This is a genomic window from Hydrogenophaga sp., assembly GCF_030651625.1.
Taxonomy (GTDB): domain Bacteria; phylum Pseudomonadota; class Gammaproteobacteria; order Burkholderiales; family Burkholderiaceae_C; genus Hydrogenophaga.
Map to the genome: position 1 here is coordinate 1 of NZ_JAUSCF010000028.1, position 19,191 is coordinate 19,191.

Annotated in this window: 19 protein-coding genes; 6 read left to right on the forward strand and 13 right to left on the reverse strand. The window is 64.7% G+C overall.

The window, feature by feature from the left end; all coding sequences use genetic code 11:
• Nucleotides 1–307: 307 nt before the first annotated feature.
• Genes Q7V46_RS13505 through Q7V46_RS13515 form a run of 3 tightly spaced genes read right to left on the reverse strand, consistent with a single transcriptional unit; the run spans nucleotide 308 to nucleotide 1,765 of the window.
• Nucleotides 308–823 (reverse strand): DUF1697 domain-containing protein, encoded by a 516-nt coding sequence (locus tag Q7V46_RS13505; RefSeq protein ID WP_304914075.1) that lies wholly within the window; start codon nucleotides 821–823, stop codon nucleotides 308–310.
• 36 nt (nucleotides 824–859) lie between these two features.
• Nucleotides 860–1,336, reverse strand: a complete 477-nt coding sequence (locus Q7V46_RS13510) for an AAC(3)-I family aminoglycoside N-acetyltransferase (protein ID WP_304914076.1) — start codon at nucleotides 1,334–1,336, stop codon at nucleotides 860–862.
• A 36-nt stretch (nucleotides 1,337–1,372) separates the two neighbouring features.
• Entirely contained in the window at nucleotides 1,373–1,765 is a 393-nt protein-coding gene (locus Q7V46_RS13515) for a VOC family protein (protein WP_304914077.1), read from the reverse strand.
• 191 nt (nucleotides 1,766–1,956) lie between these two features.
• Here Q7V46_RS13515 and Q7V46_RS13520 point away from each other — a divergent pair, with 191 nt between their 5' ends.
• Nucleotides 1,957–2,826, forward strand: coding sequence for a plasmid replication/partition related protein (locus Q7V46_RS13520; protein WP_304914078.1), 870 nt, complete (start codon nucleotides 1,957–1,959; stop codon nucleotides 2,824–2,826).
• A 10-nt stretch (nucleotides 2,827–2,836) separates the two neighbouring features.
• On the opposite strand, the gene Q7V46_RS13525 is transcribed toward Q7V46_RS13520, so the two are convergent.
• From Q7V46_RS13525 to Q7V46_RS13555, 7 genes are all read right to left on the reverse strand, one after another.
• Nucleotides 2,837–3,328: a GNAT family N-acetyltransferase gene (locus tag Q7V46_RS13525; RefSeq protein WP_304914079.1), complete on the reverse strand. Its 492-nt coding sequence runs from the start codon at nucleotides 3,326–3,328 to the stop codon at nucleotides 2,837–2,839.
• A 97-nt stretch (nucleotides 3,329–3,425) separates the two neighbouring features.
• Nucleotides 3,426–4,508 (reverse strand): sulfate/molybdate ABC transporter ATP-binding protein, encoded by a 1,083-nt coding sequence (locus Q7V46_RS13530; protein WP_304914080.1) that lies wholly within the window; start codon nucleotides 4,506–4,508, stop codon nucleotides 3,426–3,428.
• Between the two features lie 125 nt (nucleotides 4,509–4,633).
• Complete coding sequence (cysW, locus tag Q7V46_RS13535; RefSeq protein ID WP_304914081.1) at nucleotides 4,634–5,644, reverse strand: sulfate ABC transporter permease subunit CysW; 1,011 nt, start codon at nucleotides 5,642–5,644, stop codon at nucleotides 4,634–4,636.
• A complete protein-coding gene (gene cysT, locus Q7V46_RS13540; protein ID WP_304914082.1) occupies nucleotides 5,641–6,519 on the reverse strand; it encodes a sulfate ABC transporter permease subunit CysT in 879 nt (292 codons plus the stop codon). The genes cysW and cysT overlap by 4 nt, the downstream gene beginning before the upstream one ends.
• Nucleotides 6,520–6,692: 173 nt before the next feature.
• Complete coding sequence (locus Q7V46_RS13545) at nucleotides 6,693–7,688, reverse strand: sulfate ABC transporter substrate-binding protein (RefSeq protein WP_304914083.1); 996 nt, start codon at nucleotides 7,686–7,688, stop codon at nucleotides 6,693–6,695.
• 147 nt (nucleotides 7,689–7,835) lie between these two features.
• Nucleotides 7,836–8,399 carry an alpha/beta hydrolase gene (locus tag Q7V46_RS13550; RefSeq protein ID WP_304914084.1) on the reverse strand — a complete coding sequence of 188 codons (564 nt, stop codon included), beginning with the start codon at nucleotides 8,397–8,399 and terminating at the stop codon, nucleotides 7,836–7,838.
• A 16-nt stretch (nucleotides 8,400–8,415) separates the two neighbouring features.
• Nucleotides 8,416–9,057: a peroxiredoxin gene (locus tag Q7V46_RS13555; protein ID WP_304914085.1), complete on the reverse strand. Its 642-nt coding sequence runs from the start codon at nucleotides 9,055–9,057 to the stop codon at nucleotides 8,416–8,418.
• A gap of 235 nt (nucleotides 9,058–9,292) precedes the next feature.
• Here Q7V46_RS13555 and Q7V46_RS13560 point away from each other — a divergent pair, with 235 nt between their 5' ends.
• Nucleotides 9,293–9,493, forward strand: coding sequence for a hypothetical protein (locus Q7V46_RS13560; RefSeq protein ID WP_304914093.1), 201 nt, complete (start codon nucleotides 9,293–9,295; stop codon nucleotides 9,491–9,493).
• Between the two features lie 61 nt (nucleotides 9,494–9,554).
• Here Q7V46_RS13560 and Q7V46_RS13565 read toward each other — a convergent pair whose 3' ends face one another.
• The 3 genes from Q7V46_RS13565 to Q7V46_RS13575 form a co-directional block, all read right to left on the reverse strand.
• Complete coding sequence (locus Q7V46_RS13565; protein WP_304914086.1) at nucleotides 9,555–10,568, reverse strand: sulfate ABC transporter substrate-binding protein; 1,014 nt, start codon at nucleotides 10,566–10,568, stop codon at nucleotides 9,555–9,557.
• Nucleotides 10,569–10,853: 285 nt separating this feature from the next.
• Nucleotides 10,854–11,357: a hypothetical protein gene (locus tag Q7V46_RS13570; RefSeq protein WP_304914087.1), complete on the reverse strand. Its 504-nt coding sequence runs from the start codon at nucleotides 11,355–11,357 to the stop codon at nucleotides 10,854–10,856.
• Nucleotides 11,358–11,534: 177 nt separating this feature from the next.
• Entirely contained in the window at nucleotides 11,535–12,371 is an 837-nt protein-coding gene (locus Q7V46_RS13575; RefSeq protein ID WP_304914088.1) for an alpha/beta fold hydrolase, read from the reverse strand.
• A 214-nt stretch (nucleotides 12,372–12,585) separates the two neighbouring features.
• Between Q7V46_RS13575 and Q7V46_RS13580 the strand changes: the two genes are divergently transcribed.
• From Q7V46_RS13580 to Q7V46_RS20030, 4 genes are all read left to right on the forward strand, one after another.
• Nucleotides 12,586–15,918, forward strand: a complete 3,333-nt coding sequence (locus Q7V46_RS13580) for a PAS domain S-box protein (RefSeq protein ID WP_304914089.1) — start codon at nucleotides 12,586–12,588, stop codon at nucleotides 15,916–15,918.
• Nucleotides 15,919–16,067: 149 nt separating this feature from the next.
• The gene (locus Q7V46_RS13585) at nucleotides 16,068–16,910 is read left to right on the forward strand and encodes a methyltransferase domain-containing protein (protein ID WP_304914090.1); all 843 of its coding nucleotides are present in this window, start codon (nucleotides 16,068–16,070) and stop codon (nucleotides 16,908–16,910) included.
• A gap of 125 nt (nucleotides 16,911–17,035) precedes the next feature.
• Nucleotides 17,036–17,314, forward strand: a complete 279-nt coding sequence (locus tag Q7V46_RS13590; protein ID WP_304914091.1) for a DUF4242 domain-containing protein — start codon at nucleotides 17,036–17,038, stop codon at nucleotides 17,312–17,314.
• A gap of 78 nt (nucleotides 17,315–17,392) precedes the next feature.
• Nucleotides 17,393–18,877, forward strand: coding sequence for a cysteine synthase (locus Q7V46_RS20030; protein ID WP_370690346.1), 1,485 nt, complete (start codon nucleotides 17,393–17,395; stop codon nucleotides 18,875–18,877).
• Nucleotides 18,878–19,191: the final 314 nt, after the last annotated feature.

Below are 19,191 nucleotides of genomic sequence, written 5' to 3' on the forward strand. Positions count from 1 at the left end.
ATCACAGGCTGCTCGGCTCCATCGGATACATACCGCCCGCAGAAGCAGAGGCAAACTACTACCGGCAACTCGCCAGTCAGGTCACCACGGTGGAGGCCTGACTTAAACCAACCGGCCTCCACGATTCCCGGGGCGGTTCAGCTTGGGGGTTTTACGGGTTCCGAACATCTGGTTCCTCAGCAATGAAGTAATCAACAATCAAATGTTGACGAATCTGTACGCTGCGTCTACGCAGAAGTTCGTTCTTTCGGACTCGGTAGACGCGCGCCCACGACTCTCGACTATCAATCGGTTCAAGAAAGCCCTGCTACGACAGCGAACACCTTCTGACCGTGTCCAACGTCCGCGTGGTTACCTGCTTGCCAAAGGTGCGCTCCAGCAGGGCCATGAATGCCGGCCCTTTGTCGTTGGGTACATAGGCTGAGTACACCTCGGTACCCTCCAGTTTCAGGATGCGCGCTCCGTCGCGTTCGATCGGCAGTTCGACGTGTTTTTCGTGGGGTCGCAGCAGAAAGGTGATGACGGGTTTCGCGTTGGGCGGGAGGTCGAATGCAGCAAATGGTTCGCTGTCGACGAGCGCGCGCAGGAAGGTGGATGGGCGCACGATGGTGGAGAAGACACGATCCAGGTGTTGTGTCATCGCAGCCTCTGTCTTCTTCTCCAGGATGGGCACGATCGCAGGCGGGGCAGAGAACGCGACATTGCCGCTGGACAGCAGCGTCTTCACGTCCGTGAACCCGGCGGCCTCGAAACAGCGCTTGAGTTCTGCCATCTTGCAGTTCAGGGGACTGACACCGCGGAGGAAAGCGACGTATCGGGTCATGGAGTGGGATGGCTGATGTCGGTTCGATCCAGCGGCTCAATCGGCGCCATCGAGTGGTTTGACTTCGAGGTCAAAGTGGAGCACATCTTCCCGTTTGCCGAGCTTGGTGTACAGCGCGATCGCCGGTTCATCCTCCACGCCGGTGTCCGCCTGAACAAAGATCACGTAGGCGCCGCGCGCTGCCGCCACCTGCTTCAGCTTTTCGATCAGGGCCGTCGCCACACCTTCTCGTCGGTGGATCAACGCCACGGCCAGGTCGTAGATGCAGATCTCGCTGCGTTGCTGCTCGAATTTCTTCAGCACATAGGCGGCAATGCCTCCCACCACATGGCCGTTCTTCAGGGCCACCAACGCAATGAACGCGTCTCCGCCCAGCAGCTCCCGCAAATACTCGGCACTGGGTCGGTTCCCGTTGTAGGTGTCTGCGTCATCAAAGGCGTCGGCGAAGGTGCCAAGAAGGGCTTCCATGAGCGCCACATCATGGCGCGTCAGCTGGCGGATCTCCAGCGTCATGGGTATCTCCCTGCCTGCGCAACAAGGCCAGCAACCCTATTTGGAACGGTGGATGGCGCAGAGCTTGTTGCCGTCCGGATCACGAACATAAGCGAGGTACATATCCCCCAGCGCACCCGCACGCAGCCCCGGAGGGTCCTGGATCGAGGTGCCGCCATGCGCGACGGCCGTGTCGTGGAAGGTCTTCACCTGTTCGGGTGAACTGCATTTGAAGCCGATGGTGCCGCCATTGGCACAGGTGGCCGGTTCGCCGTCGATGGGCTCGCTGACGCAGAAGGTGCTGCCGTCATGGCGATAGAAAAGCCGGGTATGGCCGGTGCCCGCCTGGTTGCGGTGCGGCTCACCCGCTCCGAGAGTCCCGAGCACTGCGTCGTAGAAGCGCTTGGATCGCTCGATGTCGTTGGTGCCGACCATGATGTGATTGAACATGACTTGTCTCCGTTGCTGTGGCGTGATGCCAGATCTGACCGTTGCTGAACAAGCTCGATGTTAGAAGATTTGCATGCGGCAGCGTTACCCGGAGGTCCAGAGCCTCTGCTGACCGGCGGTCATGAATTCACCCGCCATGACCCTGCCGGAAGCCCTCTACAATCGCGCCCTTTCGCCCTTCAAACGCCCACATGAACATCACCGTCAACGAAGACCTCAAGGCTTACATCGAACCCCTGACCCCGGACGAACACGAGGCGCTGGAACGCAGCCTGCTGGCCGAAGGGTGCCGCGATGCGCTGGTGCTGTGGGGCGATGTGCTGGTGGACGGTCACAACCGCCATGGCATTTGCCAGAAACACGGCTTGCCCTTCAAGACGGTGCAGAACCCGAAACTGCAAACGCTGGAAGACGTGCACCTGTGGATGATCGACCAGCACCTGGGGCGGCGCAGTGTGTCGGACTACCAGCGCGGTGTGCTGGCGCTGCGCAAGCGCGAGATCGTGGCCGAACGGCGCGCGCGTGCGCAAGCGCTGGCCAATGAAACGCGGCCTTCCCATGGAGCGATTGAAGCTGACGAAGACGACGCAGCCCTGCATGCGGCCGCGCAGGCGGCGGTGCTGGAGCCCAAGCCTTTGCAAAGCCGCGAAGACATTGCCCGTGCCGCGCGCCTGACCAGCAGCCAGGTGGGACTGATCGAAAAGATCCAGAAGCAGGCGGCACCCGAAGTGGTAGCGGCTGTGAAGGCGGGCGAACTCTCGCTGAACGCGGCGGCGGTGGTGGCCAGCCTGCCTATGGCAGAACAGCAGGCGGCAGTACAGACGGGCAGGGATGGCCTGAAGCAGGTGGTCAGGCAGGTACGCGAAGCGCGCCGCAAACCCGGGGCAGCCGCAGCTGGCGGCCGTGCTGCGAATGAGGGCGGTGCTTCAGATGCTCTGGCTGGCGAGTCTGGTGCTGCCAGCGATGAAGTGCAAGCGCTGCGCGCGCGCGTGGCGCAACTGCAAGCAGAAAACGCCGAACTGCGCCAGCAGGTGCAGGCCTTGAGCGCTCAGCTGGTCTGACCGATAGTGATCAGGCCAGCGTCTGCTGCATCACGGTGGCATCGCTGCCGTAACAGGCAGAGGCTTTCAGGCCGGGCACCGCCTCAAAGCCCAGCTTCTGCCAGAACGCGCCGGAGCCCTGCACGGCCACCAGCCGGATGTGCTTGAAACCCAGGTTGCCCGCCGTGGCCAGCAACTGCTTGACCAATTGGGTGCCTGCGCCCACACCCGTCAGCTTCCGGGACACAGCGATGTCGTGGAGGAACAGGCCCTGGCCCTGGATGTCGGCCGGCAGCGCTTGGTGGAGCTTGGGTGGATAGATGCTGTCCCAGGCGTGCGCGAGCAGGTAGGCGAGTACCTCGCCATCCTTGCGCATGGCGAAGCAGCAGGCAGGCGAGTGCAGCCACTTGTTTCGCAGAATGTTGGTGCTTTCGGGTTCGACATCCAGATACACCTCGGACTGAACACGCTCAATGCCGCTCCACATGGTCTCTTCGATCGGGTCAATGGTCAGGCTGGTCACGCGGGTATCCACAGGAATGAGCGAAAAGGGGCGCGATTATCGCACCCCCTGTCTCCTTGAATGCTCCCGAGCCTCACTTCACCATGCAGTGCCCAAGTCAGGCCGGCTGAAGGAACACCCGTGCCTTTTTCGGCGACACCACCAGCTTGTCGCCGTCCTTGAAGCCGAGTTCGCGAAAGCGCTCGGCAGAAATCTGGGCCTCGATCAGCGGGTCGTGCCCGGCCGGTGCCTCGGCATCCACCGGTAGCAGTTCCAGTCGCGCGATAGGGCCCACCACGATGGCGCGCTGCAGTTCGGCCACGATGCCGCTCAGGCCCGGCTGGTAGCGCTGCACATCCAGATCGTGCGGGCGCACGTAGGCAAAGGCCTTGGCGTCTTGCGCCTGCGCGTGCTCAGGTGCGTCCACCGACACGCCATCCAGGTGCAGCAGGCCCTCGTGCGCTCGGCCGTGGAACAGGTTGACATCGCCCAGGAAGCCGTACACGAACGGGCTGGCAGGGTGGTCCCACACGTCTTGCGGGGTACCCACCTGCTCCACCTGGCCCTGGTTCATCAGTACCACGCGATCAGAGACTTCCAGTGCTTCTTCCTGATCGTGCGTGACAAAGATGCTGGTGACATGCAGTTCGTCGTGCAGGCGGCGCAGCCAGCGGCGCAGTTCCTTGCGCACCTTGGCATCGAGCGCACCAAAGGGTTCGTCGAGCAGCAGCACCTTGGGCTCCACCGCCAGGGCGCGCGCCAGGGCAATGCGCTGGCGCTGACCGCCTGAAAGCTGCGAAGGATAGCGATCGGCCAGCCAGTCGAGCTGCACCAGACTCAGCAGGTCGTGCACTTTTTTCTTGATCTGCGCTTCGCTGGGGCGTTCGCCGCGAGGCTTCACGCGCAGACCAAAGGCCACGTTTTCGAACACGGTCATGTGGCGGAACAGCGCGTAGTGCTGGAACACGAAGCCCACGTTGCGTTCGCGCACATGCACGTCGGTGGTGTCTTCACCGCTGAAGTGGATGCTGCCGCTGTCGGGCGATTCCAGCCCGGCGATGATGCGCAGCAGCGTGGTCTTGCCGCAGCCGGAAGGGCCCAGCAAGGCCAGCAGTTCGCCGGATGCGATGTCGAGGTTGACGTCGTTCAGGGCGCGGAAGTTACCAAAGTGTTTGTTGACGTTGCGGATTTCGATGCTCATGGTGTTTCGCTTCTTTCTCGTTCTGCTTCATTGCGCAGAAGGCAAGGTATTTGCTCCCTCGCCCCTCTTGGGGGAGGGTGGGGGTGAGGGGCGCGCCTGAAGAAATATGGCCTGGCGAAGAGCCCTCACCCCAGCCCTCTCCCAGAGAGAGAGGGGGAAAGTCCGGGGGCGGGGGCAGAAGTGTCGGGTCGTTCCGGTGGCAACTCGGCCAGCGCCTTCATCTCGCTCTCCATGCGCCACTCGGCGACCGACTTGATCACCAGCGTGACCAGCGCCAGCAGGGCCAGCAGCGAGGCCACAGCAAACGCCGCCACCGACTGGTATTCGTTGTAGAGCACCTCTACGTGCAGCGGCATGGTGTTGGTCTGGCCGCGAATGTGGCCGGACACCACCGACACCGCGCCGAATTCGCCCATGGCCCGCGCATTGCACAGGATGACGCCGTAGATCAGGCCCCACTTGATGTTGGGCAGCGTCACATACCAGAAGGTCTGCCAGCCGCTGGCACCCAGCACGATGGCGGCCTGCTCTTCGTCGTTGCCCTGTGCCTGCATCAGCGGAATCAGTTCGCGCGCGATGAAGGGGAAAGTGACAAAGATGGTGGCCAGGATGATGCCCGGCACGGCAAAGATGATCTTGATGTCGTGTTCCATCAGCCAGGGCCCGAACCAGCCCTGCGCGCCGAACACCAGCACATAGATCAGACCGGCCACCACGGGCGACACAGAGAACGGCAGGTCGATCAGGGTGGTGAGGAAAGACTTGCCCCGGAACTCGTACTTGGCAATGCACCAGGCTGCTGCCACTCCGAACAGCAGGTTGAGCGGCACCGCCACGGCGGCGGTGATCATCGTGAGCCGGATCGCAGACCAGGCGTCGGGCTCCTGCAGGGCTTCCCAGTAGGCTTCAAAGCCCTTGCGCAGCGCCTCGGTGAACACGGCGGCCAGGGGCAGCACCAGGAACAGGAACATGAAGCTCAGCGCCACGCCGATGAGCGTGCGCCTGACCCAGACCGACTCGGTGATGGATGTCTTGCCCAGTGAACGCCGTGGAACCGGCTTTGCCGGGCCACTGGCGTTGCCCCCCTGGGGGGGTGACACGCTCGCTTCGCGAGCGGGGCGCGGGGGGGCGCTCATGATGCTCCTCCCGAGCGCTTGCGCTGCCAGGCCTGCAGGCCGTTGATGATCAGCAGAAGAATGAAGGACACCACCAGCATCACGGTGGCCACCGCGGTGGCGCCGGCGTAGTCGTACTGTTCCAGCTTGCTGATGATGATCAGCGGCGTGATTTCCGAGATCATGGGCATGTTGCCTGCGATGAAGATGACCGATCCGTATTCGCCCACGGCGCGGGCAAAGGCCATGGCAAAGCCAGTGAGCAGCGCGGGCGCAATGGCCGGGAAGATGACGCGGCTGAAGGTCTGCCAGCGCGTGGCGCCCAGGCAGGTGGCGGCTTCTTCCAGTTCTTTCTCGGTGTCTTCCAGCACGGGTTGCACCGTACGCACCACAAACGGCAAACCGATGAAGATCAGCGCGATGACCACGCCATTGCGGTTGAACGCGAGCTGGATGCCCATGGGTTCCAGGTACTGGCCGATCCAGCCGTTGCCGGCCAGCAGCGCGGTGAGCGAAATGCCGGCCACGGCAGTGGGCAGCGCAAACGGCAGGTCCACCAGCGCGTCAACGATCTTCTTGCCCGGGAACGTGTAGCGCACCAGCACCCAGGCCACGAGCAGTCCGAACACGGCGTTGACCGATGCAGCGATCAGCGACGCGCCGAACGTGAGCCGGTATGACGCCACCACACGCGGCGAAGACACCGCCTCCCAGAACTCCGGCCAGGTGAGCGTGAAGGTCTTGAGCACCAACGCAGACAGCGGGATCAGGACGATCAGGCAGAGATAGAAAAGCGTGAAGCCCAACGTGATGTTGAAGCCCGGCAGCACGCGGCGCGCGGGGCGACGCGCACCAGTGAGAGGAGCTGCAGCAGATGGCAGCGTAGCGGTTGTCATGTCGTATATCCAGAACGCTTCAGGTCAAAGGCAACACCACCCAGAGGCACCGCGGAACCGGCTTTGCCGGGCCGCAGGTGCCGTCCCCCCTCCAAGCGCCCAAGGCGCGCCAGAGAGGGGGGAAGCCGCGTCAGCGGCGCAGGGGGGTGTACCGAACCCTGCGCAGGGGGGTGTCACCGAACGGTGTACAGCTGATCAAACTTGCCGCCGTCGTTGAAGTGCACCTTCTGTGCGTCGCTCAGCGAACCAAAATACTCGGCCACGGTGAACAGCTTGATCGGCTTGAATGCCTGGGCGTATTTCTTCAACACTTCTTCGTTGCGCGGACGGATGTTGTGCTTGGCCGCGATCTCCTGACCTTCCGGGCTGTAGAGGAAGTCCAGATAGGCTTTGGCCTGCTCGGCGGTGCCTTTCTTGTTCACGGTGCGCTCCACAATGGCCACCGGGTTCTCGGCCACGATGGAAGCGCTGGGGTGCACCACGTCGACCTTGCCCGCACCGAATTCGTTGTTCACCGACACCACTTCCGACTCAAAGGTGATGAGCACGTCGCCAATGTTGCGCTGCAGGAAGACACCTGTGGCGTCGCGGCCGCCGCGTGCCAGCACCGGCACGTTCTTGTAGAGCTTGCTCACGAACTCGGCGGCCTGTTCGTCGGTGCCGCCTTTCGCGCGCACATGGCCCCAGGCGGCCAGATAAGCCAGGCGTCCATTGCCACCGGTCTTGGGGTTCACCACCACCACCTGCACGCCCGGCTTGATCAGGTCGTCCCAGTCCTTGATGCCTTTGGGGTTGCCGTTGCGCACCAGGAACAGCATGGTCGAAGTGGTGGGTGCAGCGCCGTTGGGGAAACGCTGCGCCCAGTCGGCAGCGACCACGCCCTTGTCGGCAAGGAACTGCACGTCGGTGGTGGTGTTGAAGGTCACCACGTCGGCTTCAAGACCATCGGCCACGGCCCGCGCCTGGGCACTCGACCCTGCGTGCGACTGGTCCACCTTGATGTCTTTGCCGGTGGTCTTCTTGTAGTGCGCCACGAACGCCGCGTTGAAGTCCTTGTAGAACTCGCGTGAAACGTCGTAAGACACGTTGAGCAGACCGGATTGCGCCGAGGCGATGGAAGCCAGGGAAAGCGCCAAAGCGCCCAGGGTGCGTTTGAAGGTGTTTTTCATGAAAGCTCCGTGTTCAGGGAATGTGCGGATTCTGGGAGTCGCCCTCACATAAACAAACGACTTTGTTCTTCTTTCTTTATTTCTTTTAGAAATAAAGAGCCGGAAATGGGTGCCGAGTCCTTGACCGGCGCGCCAGCCCCGTGGGAGTCAATGCGGCTCAGTGGCCGGTACGCGCCCGGACACATCGGCACCCAATGACTGCAACAGCGCCAGACCCAGCGGCCACTCGCCGTGGCCGGAATCGACATTGATGTGGCCGGCGTCGTTCAGACGCACGAACTCCGAACCCCAGGCACGTGCATACGCACCAGCCAGCCGCACCGGGCAATAGGCGTCGTTGCTGCTGGCCACCAGCACGCTTCGGTAAGGCAAGCGCTGGTAGGGCACGGGAGCGAAGTCACACAGAATGCCCCTGCGCTCAGGATCGGCAGGCGCCACCAGCAGCGCACCCTGAATGCGGGTGGCCACGTCGGCGGAAAGGTGTGTGGTCGCAATGCATCCCAAACTGTGCGCCACAACAACCACCGGCCCCGGTGCCTGCTCAATGGTTTCGCTCAGGCGCTCGACCCACGCCCGTCTTAGCGGAGAAACCCAGTCGTCCTGCTCCACACGCAGGCAGTCTGGCAGGCGCTCTGCCCAGAGGGACTGCCAGTGGCCTGGGCCGGAATTGCGCCAGCCCGGAACGATGACAACAGTGGGTGCGGCAGCCATGCCCGATCCCCCGTCTTCAGCGATTGGGCTGTGGCGTGATGCGCAGGTAGGGGCGCACCGCTTTGAACCCTTTGGGAAAGCGCTCGGCAATCTCGGCCGGGTCTTGCAGGCTGGGCACAATGACCACATCGTCGCCGTCTTTCCAGTTGGCTGGTGTGGCCACCTTGTGGCTGTCGGTGAGCTGCAGCGAATCGATCACGCGCAGGATCTCGTCGAAATTGCGCCCGGTGCTGGCCGGGTAGGTGAACGTGGTGCGGATCACCTTCTTCGGGTCGATGATGAACACGCTGCGCACCGTGGCTGTGGCCGACGCGTTGGGGTGGATCATGTCGTAGAGCGTGGCCACCGAACGGTCTGCGTCGGCCAGGATGGGAAAGTTGACCGTGGTGTTCTGGGTTTCGTTGATGTCGAGCACCCACTGGCCGTGCGATTCGAGCGGATCGACGCTGACCGCGATGGGCTTGACGTTGCGCTTGGCAAATTCGGTGGCCAGGGCAGCGGTCCTGCCCAGTTCGGTGGTGCAGACCGGCGTGAAATCGGCCGGGTGGGAAAACAGAACCACCCAGTGATCACCCGCCCATTCGTGAAAACGGATGGGTCCGGCGGTGGATTCCTGTGTGAAGTCGGGGGCGGTGTCGCCCAGGCGAAGTGTCGACATGTGTTTTCTCCTTGAAAGGGCCATCCCATTGTGGAGAGCGCTGTTGCAATACCCAACGACTGTGAAGTGGTTTGTTTATGCACCCAGGGAATAAAGACAGTTGTGAGCGCCGCGTGGCGTCACAATGGACCAGCAGGTGAATGCGTCGATGGGCGCACACTGTGCCTACGAGCCCCCGCACGGGCGGCATGCTGTTTGTCCTCCTGGGCAAATGCGATCACACAAGGAGGTCACCATGACAAACCAACAACCACCACCCGATCAGGCGCTGGCCGAACACCCCCTGGAATACTCGGATCCGGAGCTGAGGGCGTACAGCGAAGAACAGGCGGAAGACATTCTCGACACCGTGGTGCACTACATGCCCGTCGTCTTGCCGGTCATGGGTGCGATCCTGATTTTCATGCTGGCCTTCATTGCGGTGTTCATGGCCTGAGCCTTTGGCTTCACCCTCAGGACAGGTCAGCAGGTGATTGCCTCAGTGCGCCCCCTTGCGCTCACTTCCTGGTGTAGATCTGGTCGAAGGTGCCGCCATCGGCAAAGTGCACCTTGGCCGCGTTGGCCCAGCCACCGAAGGCGTCTTGGATCTTGAACAGGTTCAGCTTCGGCAGTTGCCTGACGTACTTTTCTTGCGCCTTGGTCGAGGTGGGCCGGTAGAAGTGCTTGCCCGCCAGATCCTGGCCTTCATCGCTGTACAGGTACTCCAGGTAGGCCTGCGCCACGGCACGCGTGCCTTTCTTGTCCACATTCTTATCGACCACGGTCACGGCCGGTTCGGCCAGGATGGACAACGAGGGGTAGATGAAGTCGACCTTGTTGCCGAACTCTTTCTCCAGCAGGTAGGCCTCGTTTTCCCAGCTGATGAACACGTCGCCCTGGTTGCGCTGCGCGAAGGTCACCGATGAACCGCGCGCGCCGGTGTCGAGCACGGGCACGTTGGCATACAGCTTGGCCACGAATTCCTGGGCCTTGGCGTCGCTGCCGTACTTGCGCTTGGCGAATTCCCACGCGGCGAGGTAGTTCCAGCGCGCGCCACCAGATGTCTTGGGATTGGGGGTGATGACCTTCACGTCCGGGCGAATCAGGTCGTCCCAATCCTTGATGTTCTTGGGGTTGCCTGCCCGGGTGACCAGCACGATGGTGGAGGTGTAGGGCGAGCTGTTGAGTGGCAGGCGTTTTTGCCAGTCCGCGGGGATCCAGCCGCCGTTGGCGTGCAGGGCGTCGGTGTCACCGGCCAGGGCCAGGGTGGCCACGTCGGCGTCCAGACCGTCAATGATGGAGCGGGCCTGTTTGCCAGAGCCACCGTGGCTTTGTTTGATGGTGACGTCCTGCCCGGTCTTGTTTTTCCAGTGCTTGGCGAAGGCGGCGTTGAACTCCACGTAAAACTCGCGCGTGGGGTCATAAGAAACGTTGAGCAGGGTGACCGGGGCGGGCTGTGCCTGGGCAAAGAGGCTGGCAAAACCCAGCGAAAGCACGCTGAGAGTCTGAATGAGATGGCGGCGGGTGGTCATGGGGTTCGTTCCTTTCGGCGACTGTTGAAGTGGTGCCGATGATTTCGGTAATCACCCGGAAAAGGAACGAATGGATTGTTGCTTGCTTATTACCGAAACATCTATTGCGACGGCAGACACCCTGCCACGGCCACCTGACTGCACTCTCTGAAACAGGCTTCGTCAAAGATTGCACAGCGGGTCGCGCCCGACGGTGCATCGCACCAGACTCACCTGCACAGCGCCGGGGCTCGGTTGTCTGGAGGCGGCTGTGTGCTGGAAACCCATGCCCTCAGCACACGGGACTCAAAGACCGCGCGAGGGAGTGGGGGTCGGCGACTCGGCGCTGTAGGTCAGGCGCACGCTCATGTCGTTGAGCAGTTGCAGTCGGATGCTCATGCGGCGGAACAGCCACATGCGGTCGACGCTGCCTTCTCGCACTTCGCTGCGGCGGCTGCGGGTACCCACGTCGAGTCCGTAGCGGGCACGCAGCGAGGCTCCGAGCTCCTGAGTGACGGCGCGGGCGCGCTCGGTGGATCCAGGGTTGGCCAACAGCACCACGCGTTGCAATTGATTGTCTTCAAAGAAAAAACTCACCAGAAAATCCTGCCCGGCGAGTTCATGGCGTGGGATTTCCAGCAACAGGCCTTGTTCCTGCGCTCGCTGTTCTGCCGAGGTGTCCTTCACTTCGGGCAACAGCCGGCTCACCTCGGCCGGGCTCGCGCCGATGGGTGCGCCGCCCCACAACGCCTGCGCAGAAACGGTGGAAACCGTGATGGCAAGAACAAGGCCAAGAAGTGCTTTTTTCATGTGAGGTGTCTGACGACAGGACGCAACAAAAGTTGCGCATCCGCCTGTGGGTGCATGCCGGGCTGTGTCTGGACACCGGGCCCGATGGTTCGCACGGGTTCGCCTCACTGTAACAGCGCCCTCACCATGAGCGCAGCGCCAGGCGCATGCCCTCGCGCCGGGCGCTGCGATCGCCTGTCAGGCGGCCTTGGCCGACCAGGCTTCCGCATCCATGGCGCCGAGCAAAGGCGCAAGCTGTGCAGCAAAGCGTGCGGGCTCTTCGATCGGCCCCATGTGGCTGGCGCCCTGGAGGCTGGTCACACTGGTGGCGCCACACACCGCAGCCAGCAGGTCGACCACCCGGCGCGCGGGCCAGGGCGAGGTGGAACCCTGAAACAGGTGCACCGGCATCGGCAAACGTGCGTAGTGTGCCGGTTCGGTGTCGTCAGAGAACAGCGCGCCGAACTCTGCCCGCACCTTGGGCATGCGCGCGGCCACGGCGTCGCGCCGCGACAGCGGCAGGCTGGCCCAGGTGCCGATGCCCGACCAGTAGTCCACAAAGATTTCTGCCGATGCGTGAAGGTGACCAGATCGCGCAAACGCAGCAATGGTCTGGCCAACCCCGGTGATTTCCTCCCAGGCGCTGCGGTCGGCAGGGTTGTTGAGCAGAGCGAAGCGCACCGGCTCAAACAGGTAGAGGCCTGCGACGCGCTCGGGCCAGCGCATGGCCACGGCCAGCGCCACCGCGCCACCATAGGAATGACCCACCAGGTGAACCGGCGCGCCCGCCCGGTCCAGCACCAGTTCCAGCGCCGCCACTTCGTCTGCCAGGCTCACTTCGTGCTCCCCCAGCCAGTGGCCCTGTGCGCCGCTGCCCAGCAGGTCTGGCGCGATCACCTGCGCCTGTGGCAGCAGGTTGGGGTAAGCCTGCCATTGGCGCCCGCTGCTGCCGCTGCAATGCAGGCACAGCACCGGGCTCTTCGACGCGAGGGTCGACGCATGGGGGACGCGACGGATGTGGGTGACGGATGGCATGGAGGCTCCTGATGGGTAGGTCAATGAAGACGGGTGAACGGTGGTGCCATGCTCCCGCGCAACGGTATTCGGCGCATGTCGGATCACCAGGCTGTGAACCTTTTTGGTAACCACCAGGCCGGACCGGCGGACAAAGCCGGTGGGTTTGTATCGCGCGTGTATCCGCCAGGCAATCAGTGAACCTTTCACGCTGTTGCCCACCTACACTGCGGCCATGTACGAGGCATCTTCCCGTGAACACATCGGTGGCTCACCGCCATCGGACAAGCACCAGCTGCAGGCTCTGGCACGGATTGCCAGAGCCGTGGCCCAGCCTGCGGACCCTGTGCTCTGCCAGCGTCTGGTTGATGAGGTCGCACGCAGCCTGGAGACGCCCATGGTGTTCATGGCTGTGTCCACAGGCGCTTCGCCCGACGCCATGCGCGCCATGGCGGTACACAGGCATGGCGAAGTCGGCCTGCCTTTTGATCTGGTTCTGGGTCCTGGCGATGCAGGGTCGTCACACGGGCCACTGCACATCGAGATGGTCGGCGCTGCCGATCCCGCACCGATCGACCACCTGGTCTTTCATGTCGCCGCCGCGCTGAAGGATGCACAAGGCACGCCACGCGGCTGGCTGGTGGCCATGGACCGGCGACCCGTGGCCCACGGTGATCTGGATCATGCGCAGGAGGTGCTGGACATCGTTGCCGGGCGGCTCTCACATGAAATCGAGCGTTCCCACGCCGACGAGGCCCTGCGTTCGGCCGCACTGGAGGTGGCCAGCGCACGCAGCGACTCGGTGTTCGAACAGATGGTGCGGCTGCTCACCAGCCTGCTGCAGGTGGAGATGGCCTGCCTGGCGCGGCTGACACCCGAGGCGCCGCACAGCCTGCAGGTGCTGGCCATGGAACGCGATGGGCAGTTGCTGCACGACGCGCTGCGCCACGTCCCGGGCACAGCCTGCGAGGCCGTGCTGGGCAAGGCGTTCCAGATCCACACCCATGACCTGCCTTCGCGTTTTCCCAACGATGTCGAGCTTCGGGCGCAGTGTTTCGAAAGCTATGCCGGCTTCCCGCTCACGGCGTCGGACGGCACGCCTCTGGGTGTGCTGTCGGTGGCGTCGCGCCGCGCGCTGACCGACGTTGAACGCATCGAGTCCGTGCTGAAGGTGTTTGCGGTGCGCGCCACCGCCGAGCTGGAACGCCTGCACGCCAGCGAGGCGCTGCGACGCTCCGAGGCCAGTTACCGCGCCATCTTCGAGACCGCAGAAGACTCGATCTTCATCCACGACTGGGACACCGGAGAAATTCTTGACGTCAATCCCAAGGCCTGCGAGACCTACGGCTACAGCCGCGAGGAGTTGCGCCGGCTCACCGTGGCCGACATCAGCGCTGGCCAGCCCCCCTATACCCGTGACCATGCACTGCACTGGATCCACCTGGCCAAGCTCGGGCGCTGCCCGCCGTTCGAATGGCGGCGCCGCAACAAGGACGGCAGCCTGCACTGGGACGAGGTGCGCCTGAAGTCCGCCATGATCGATGGTCAGCCACACATCCTGGCCTTCACACGCGACATCACCGAACACAAGCTGGCCCTGGCCGCGCTGCAGGCGCGTGAGGAACAGTACCGGGCCATCTTCGACGAGAGCACCGACTGCCTGGGCCTGTGGGACAGGAACGGACGGCTGGTGGACGTGAACCAGGCGTTCACCCGCATCCGGGGCTATACCCGCGAAGAGGTGCTGGGCCGCACCCTCACCGATCGCAGAAACGAGCCCTCGGCACCCCAGCGGCAGGCGCTGATCGAAGGCGCCCTGGCGGGCCACAACGGACGCATCGAGGTGCAGCTGCCCTACCTGCATGGCGGCACCATGGACCTGGAGATCCGCTACGTGCCCGTGACCTTCGGCGGGGAGCGCTACGCCTTGTCGGTGGCGCGCGATGTGACCGCCAGCCGCGAGCGTGAACGTGCCCTGGTACGCAGTGAAGCGCGACTGCGCGCCACGGTGGAGGCAGCGTTCGATTGTGTGATCGGCATGGACGGCGAGGGCCGCATCGTGGAATTCAATGCGGCGGCCGAGCGCTGCTTCGGACGCCGCCGCGAGGACGTGCTGGGCCGGTTGCTGGCCGACGTGATCATTCCCGAGCGCCACCGCGACGCCCACGCCCGGGGCCTCAAGCATTTTCATGTCAGCGGGCGCGGCCCCATGGTCGGGCGCCTGGTCGAGACCACCGCCCTGCGGGCCGATGGCGAGGAGATGCCGGTGGAACTGGCCATCAGCGTGGCCGCCGTGCCCGAGGGCAGCATCTTCGTTGGCCACCTGCGCGACATCAGCGCGCGCCGCGCCGCCGAAACCGAGCGGCTGGCGCTGGAGGCGCAGCTGCGCCAGGCGCAGAAGATGGAAGCCATCGGCCAGCTCACCGGTGGCATCGCACACGACTTCAACAACATCCTCACCAGCGTCATCGGCTACCTGGTGCTTGGCCAGGAACGCGCGGAAACGCTGCAGGACGCCACCCTGGTGCGCCAGTTGGGTCAGGCACATCTGGCGGCGCAGCGCGCACGCGACCTGATCGCCCAGATGCTGACCTTCGCCCGGCGCCAGAAGGGCGAGCGCCGCGCACTGGCGCTGGCGCCCCTGGTGCGCCAGACCCTGGAACTGCTGCGCTCCACGCTGCCCAGTTCGGTGTCGCTGGTGAGTGATTCGGTGCATGCGAGTCACGACGCCAGCGCCCCCTGGGTGATGGCCGACCCGGTGCAACTGGAGCAGGTGCTGTTCAACCTGTGCATCAATGCGCGCGACGCCATGGAGGGCAACGGACACATGCAGGTGGGCCTGCGCGCCGCACCATCACAAGCGTGGCACTGCGCCAGTTGCCAGGCGCGCGTGCCAGGTGGTGGCCCCTGGGTGGATCTGCATGTGAGCGACAGCGGTCCGGGTGTGGAGCCCGAGTTGCTCGAACGCATCTTTGACCCCTTTTTCTCCACCAAGCCACCCGGCCAGGGTTCCGGCATGGGACTGGCCATGGTGCACGGCATCGTGCACGACCACGGCGGGCATGTGATGGTGCGCCGCAGGGAGGGCGGTGGTTCCGTATTCAGCGTGATGCTGCCGCTGACCTCCCCCAGCCTGGCGGTGCTGCCCGCCGTACCGGGACAGCTTGCCGCGCCGGCCCAGCGTCCGCTGCTGAGCGGACGGGTGCTGCTGGTGGAAGACGATGCCATGGTCGGCGACTACCTGGTCGAACAGCTGCAAAGCTGGGGGCTGCACGTGGAGCTGCAGTGCGACCCAGCCAAGGCCCGTGCCTGGCTGGAAGACCCGGCAAAACAAATGGACCTGCTCATCACCGACCAGACCATGCCGGGCCTGACCGGACTGCAACTGGCCGAAGTGGCGCACCGCCAGCGCCCGGGCCTGCCGGTGCTGCTGGTCAGCGGCAATGCTGGAGGCTTTGACGCCGACGAGCTCGCCCGGCTCGGCGTGTGCGCCGCACTGGCCAAGCCGCTGGTGGCGGAAAGCTTGCTGGCACAGGTGCGGGACGCGCTGGCGCCAAATGCCAACTGAACGGGCCAACCGATACCGCCCCGATACACCGGATACAGCAGTCATACGCAACGGCCAATCTCTGAAGCATCGCGGATACCGCGGACCCGCACAGTGGCGACCCAGCCAGTCCGTTCCTGAAACCAGGGCGGTGGTCACGGAGCAACGCCATGCATCAGGACACCACCTCAGGGCCCGAGGGCGCACCCAGCACCCACGACACCTGGGTCTGCCCGACCGGTTTTGACAGCGCGCGCCTGCATGAAGCGGTGGTGGCCATGTACGAAACCGTGGCCCGCTCGCCCCGGCCGGGCGCCTTCCACTTCCACGTGGGTGCCGACTACGCCGTGCAGCGACTGGGCTACCCGGCGGCAGATCTGGCCGAGCTGCCAGCTGCATGCACCCGGCGCTTTGCGGGTGTGGGCAACCCCTTGCTGGCTGGCCCCGTGCCCGAAGGCGCGGTGGTGCTCGACCATGCCTGCGGCAGCGGCACCGACCTGCTGCTGGCCGCGCGCCGCCTGGGCCCGGCCGGTCACGCCATCGGGGTGGACATCACGCCGGGCATGCGCGCCGCCGCAATGGATGCCGCACGCGCCATTGCATTCGACACGCCCATCGAGATACTGCCCGGCAGTTTTGACCAGTTGCCGTTGCCCGCCCGCAGCGTGGATCTGGTGCTCTCCAACGGCGTACTCAACCTGGCGTCCGACAAGCTGCAGGTGCTGCGCGAGACCTGGCGCGTGCTGCGCCCGGGTGGTGCGCTGTACCTGGCCGACGTGGTGCTGGGCCGCCCGCTGGCCGCACCCAGCCGGTCCAACGCCGCACTCTGGGCGGCCTGTGTGGGCGGCGCCATGACGGAGGCTGCCCTGCTAGACGCGATGCTTCACGTGGGCTTTCACGCGCCGCGCATCGCTGCGCGCCACGACCCTTTTGCCGGCACCCGCCTGCCGCTGAAGTTCGGGAGCGACATCCAGGTGGCTTCGGTCACCCTGTCGGCCCACAAGCCGGTCTGAGAGGCTGAGAGTCTTTCGCTCATGCCCGAGCAACTCTCAGCCTCTGAACCCCCCTGCGGCGCCAGACCATTTTTCCTTTGCCTTTGTTTCCCGCCCCACAGGGCATTCACCCAAGGAGTTTCAACATGCTCACCAAATACATCATCGAACGCAACGTGCCCGGCATCGGCACCCACCCGGCCGACGCCTACTGCGGCATTGCCCAGCAGTCCAAGGACGTGCTGGTCAAGCAGGGCCCGGGCATCCAGTGGCTGGAGTCCTTCGTCGTGCAGGACAAGACCTACTGCGTCTACCTCGCCGAGAGCGAAGACATCATTCGCGACCACGCCCAGAAAAGCGGCTTCCCGGCCGACCGAATCGAGGCGGTGAAAACCATCATCGACCCCAGCCTGGCGCCCGCCTGAAGCTGGACATTCCACAACCCTTGCGCCGCGACCGGACCGCTTCCGCGCCGCGGCGTTTTCTTTTCAAGGAGCGCCACCATGCGCCACGACCACATTCTTCAAACCATTGGCCGCACCCCCGCCGTGCGCCTGACCCACATGGCCCCCGCACACGTGGCCGTCTACGTGAAGCTCGAAGCCTTCAACCCCATGGGCTCGGTGAAAGACCGCATGGCCCTGGCGGTGATCGAGGACGCCGAAGCCCGCGGCGAGCTGCGCCCGGGGCAGACCGTGGTGGAAGCCACCAGCGGCAACACCGGCATCGGCCTGGCCATGGTGTGCGCCCAGAAGGGCTACCCGCTGGTCATCGTGATGGCCGAGAACTTCAGCATTGAACGTCGGCGCCTGATGCGCTTCATGGGCGCGCGTGTGGTGCTCACGCCCGCCGCCCTCAAGGGAAGCGGCATGATCGCCAAGGCGCGCGAGCTGGCCCAGGCTCATGGCTGGTTCATGCCCTGCCAGTTCGACAACGAGGCCAACGCCCGCGCCCACGAACAGACCACGGCGCAGGAAATCCTGGCCGACTTTGCCGACGCACCCCTCACGCACTGGGTCACCGGCAGCGGCACGGGCGGCACCCTGCGCGGCGTGGCGAGGGTGCTGCGGAAGCATTCGCCCCAGACCCGCATCGTGGTGTGCGAACCCGACAACGCACCGGTGCTGGCCAGCGGCACGCAGCCACACGTCAGCGACGGCAGCACCAGCCACCCGGAGTTCCGCCCGCACCTGATGCAGGGCTGGACGCCCGACTTCATTCCCACCCACACCGGGCGCGCACTGAGCGACGGACTCATCGACCAGGTGTGTCCGGTGGACGGCGCCCGGGCACTGGCGGTGGCGCGCGAGCTGGCGCGGCGCGAAGGCATTCTGGCCGGCATCACCGGCGGCGCCACCCTGGCTGGCGCGCTCGAACTGGCACAGGGTCTGCCCGCCGGCAGCCGCGTGCTGGCCATGCTGCCCGACACCGGCGAACGCTACCTCAGCACGGTGCTGTTCGCCGACATCGAGGCGCACATGGACGAAGACGAGTGGCGGATCTCGCGCAGCACAGCGAGTGCGCGTTTCGACACGGTGAACCCGCCCCCGACGACCACCGCGCCCGCGCCCGCCCCTGCCCCGGCCACCGAAGTGGCACGGCAGCAATTGCAGCAGACCCTGGGCGATCCGGCCACACCGGTGGTGATGTACGCCTTGAAGTGGTGCGAGTTCTGCTGGTCGCTGCGCCACTTCTTCCGCCGCATCGGGGTGGACCTGCATGTGGTCGAACTCGACGATCCGAAGTGGCAGGCCGAGGCCATGGGCACGCAACTGCGCGCGGCCCTCCACGAGCACACGGGGCAGACGACCATCCCGCAGGTGTTCGTGTGCGGCCAGTGGCTGGGCGGTTGCATGGACACGCTGGCGGCGTGGGACAACGGCACGCTGCAGACCCTGCTGGAACAGGCAGGCGTCGGTATCGCGGACGTGGCGCCCTTCGACACCCGCAGCCTGCTGCCGGCCTGGATCCAGCAGCGTGCTGCGTGAACCTAGAAACACCCCCGCGCCGCTTCGCGTCACCCCCTCAAGGAGGCGGCGCTGGCCGTCCGGCAAAGCCGGCCCGGCGGCGCCCTGGACTGCACCGCTTCGTGCGTCGGGTGCTGCTCCGGCACAATGAAATACTGACATGATCCGCTCATGACCGCTCTGCACAGGGTGGCCGTTCTGGCACTGCTGGCCCTGGTCGCCCTGCCGGTACTGGCCACTGCAGCGATGGCCATGGGTGCTTTGCTCGACCCTGAAGCCTGGCATTCCCTGTGGCACGACACCCAGTGGCGTCGCGCCCTGGGCCTGAGCCTTTG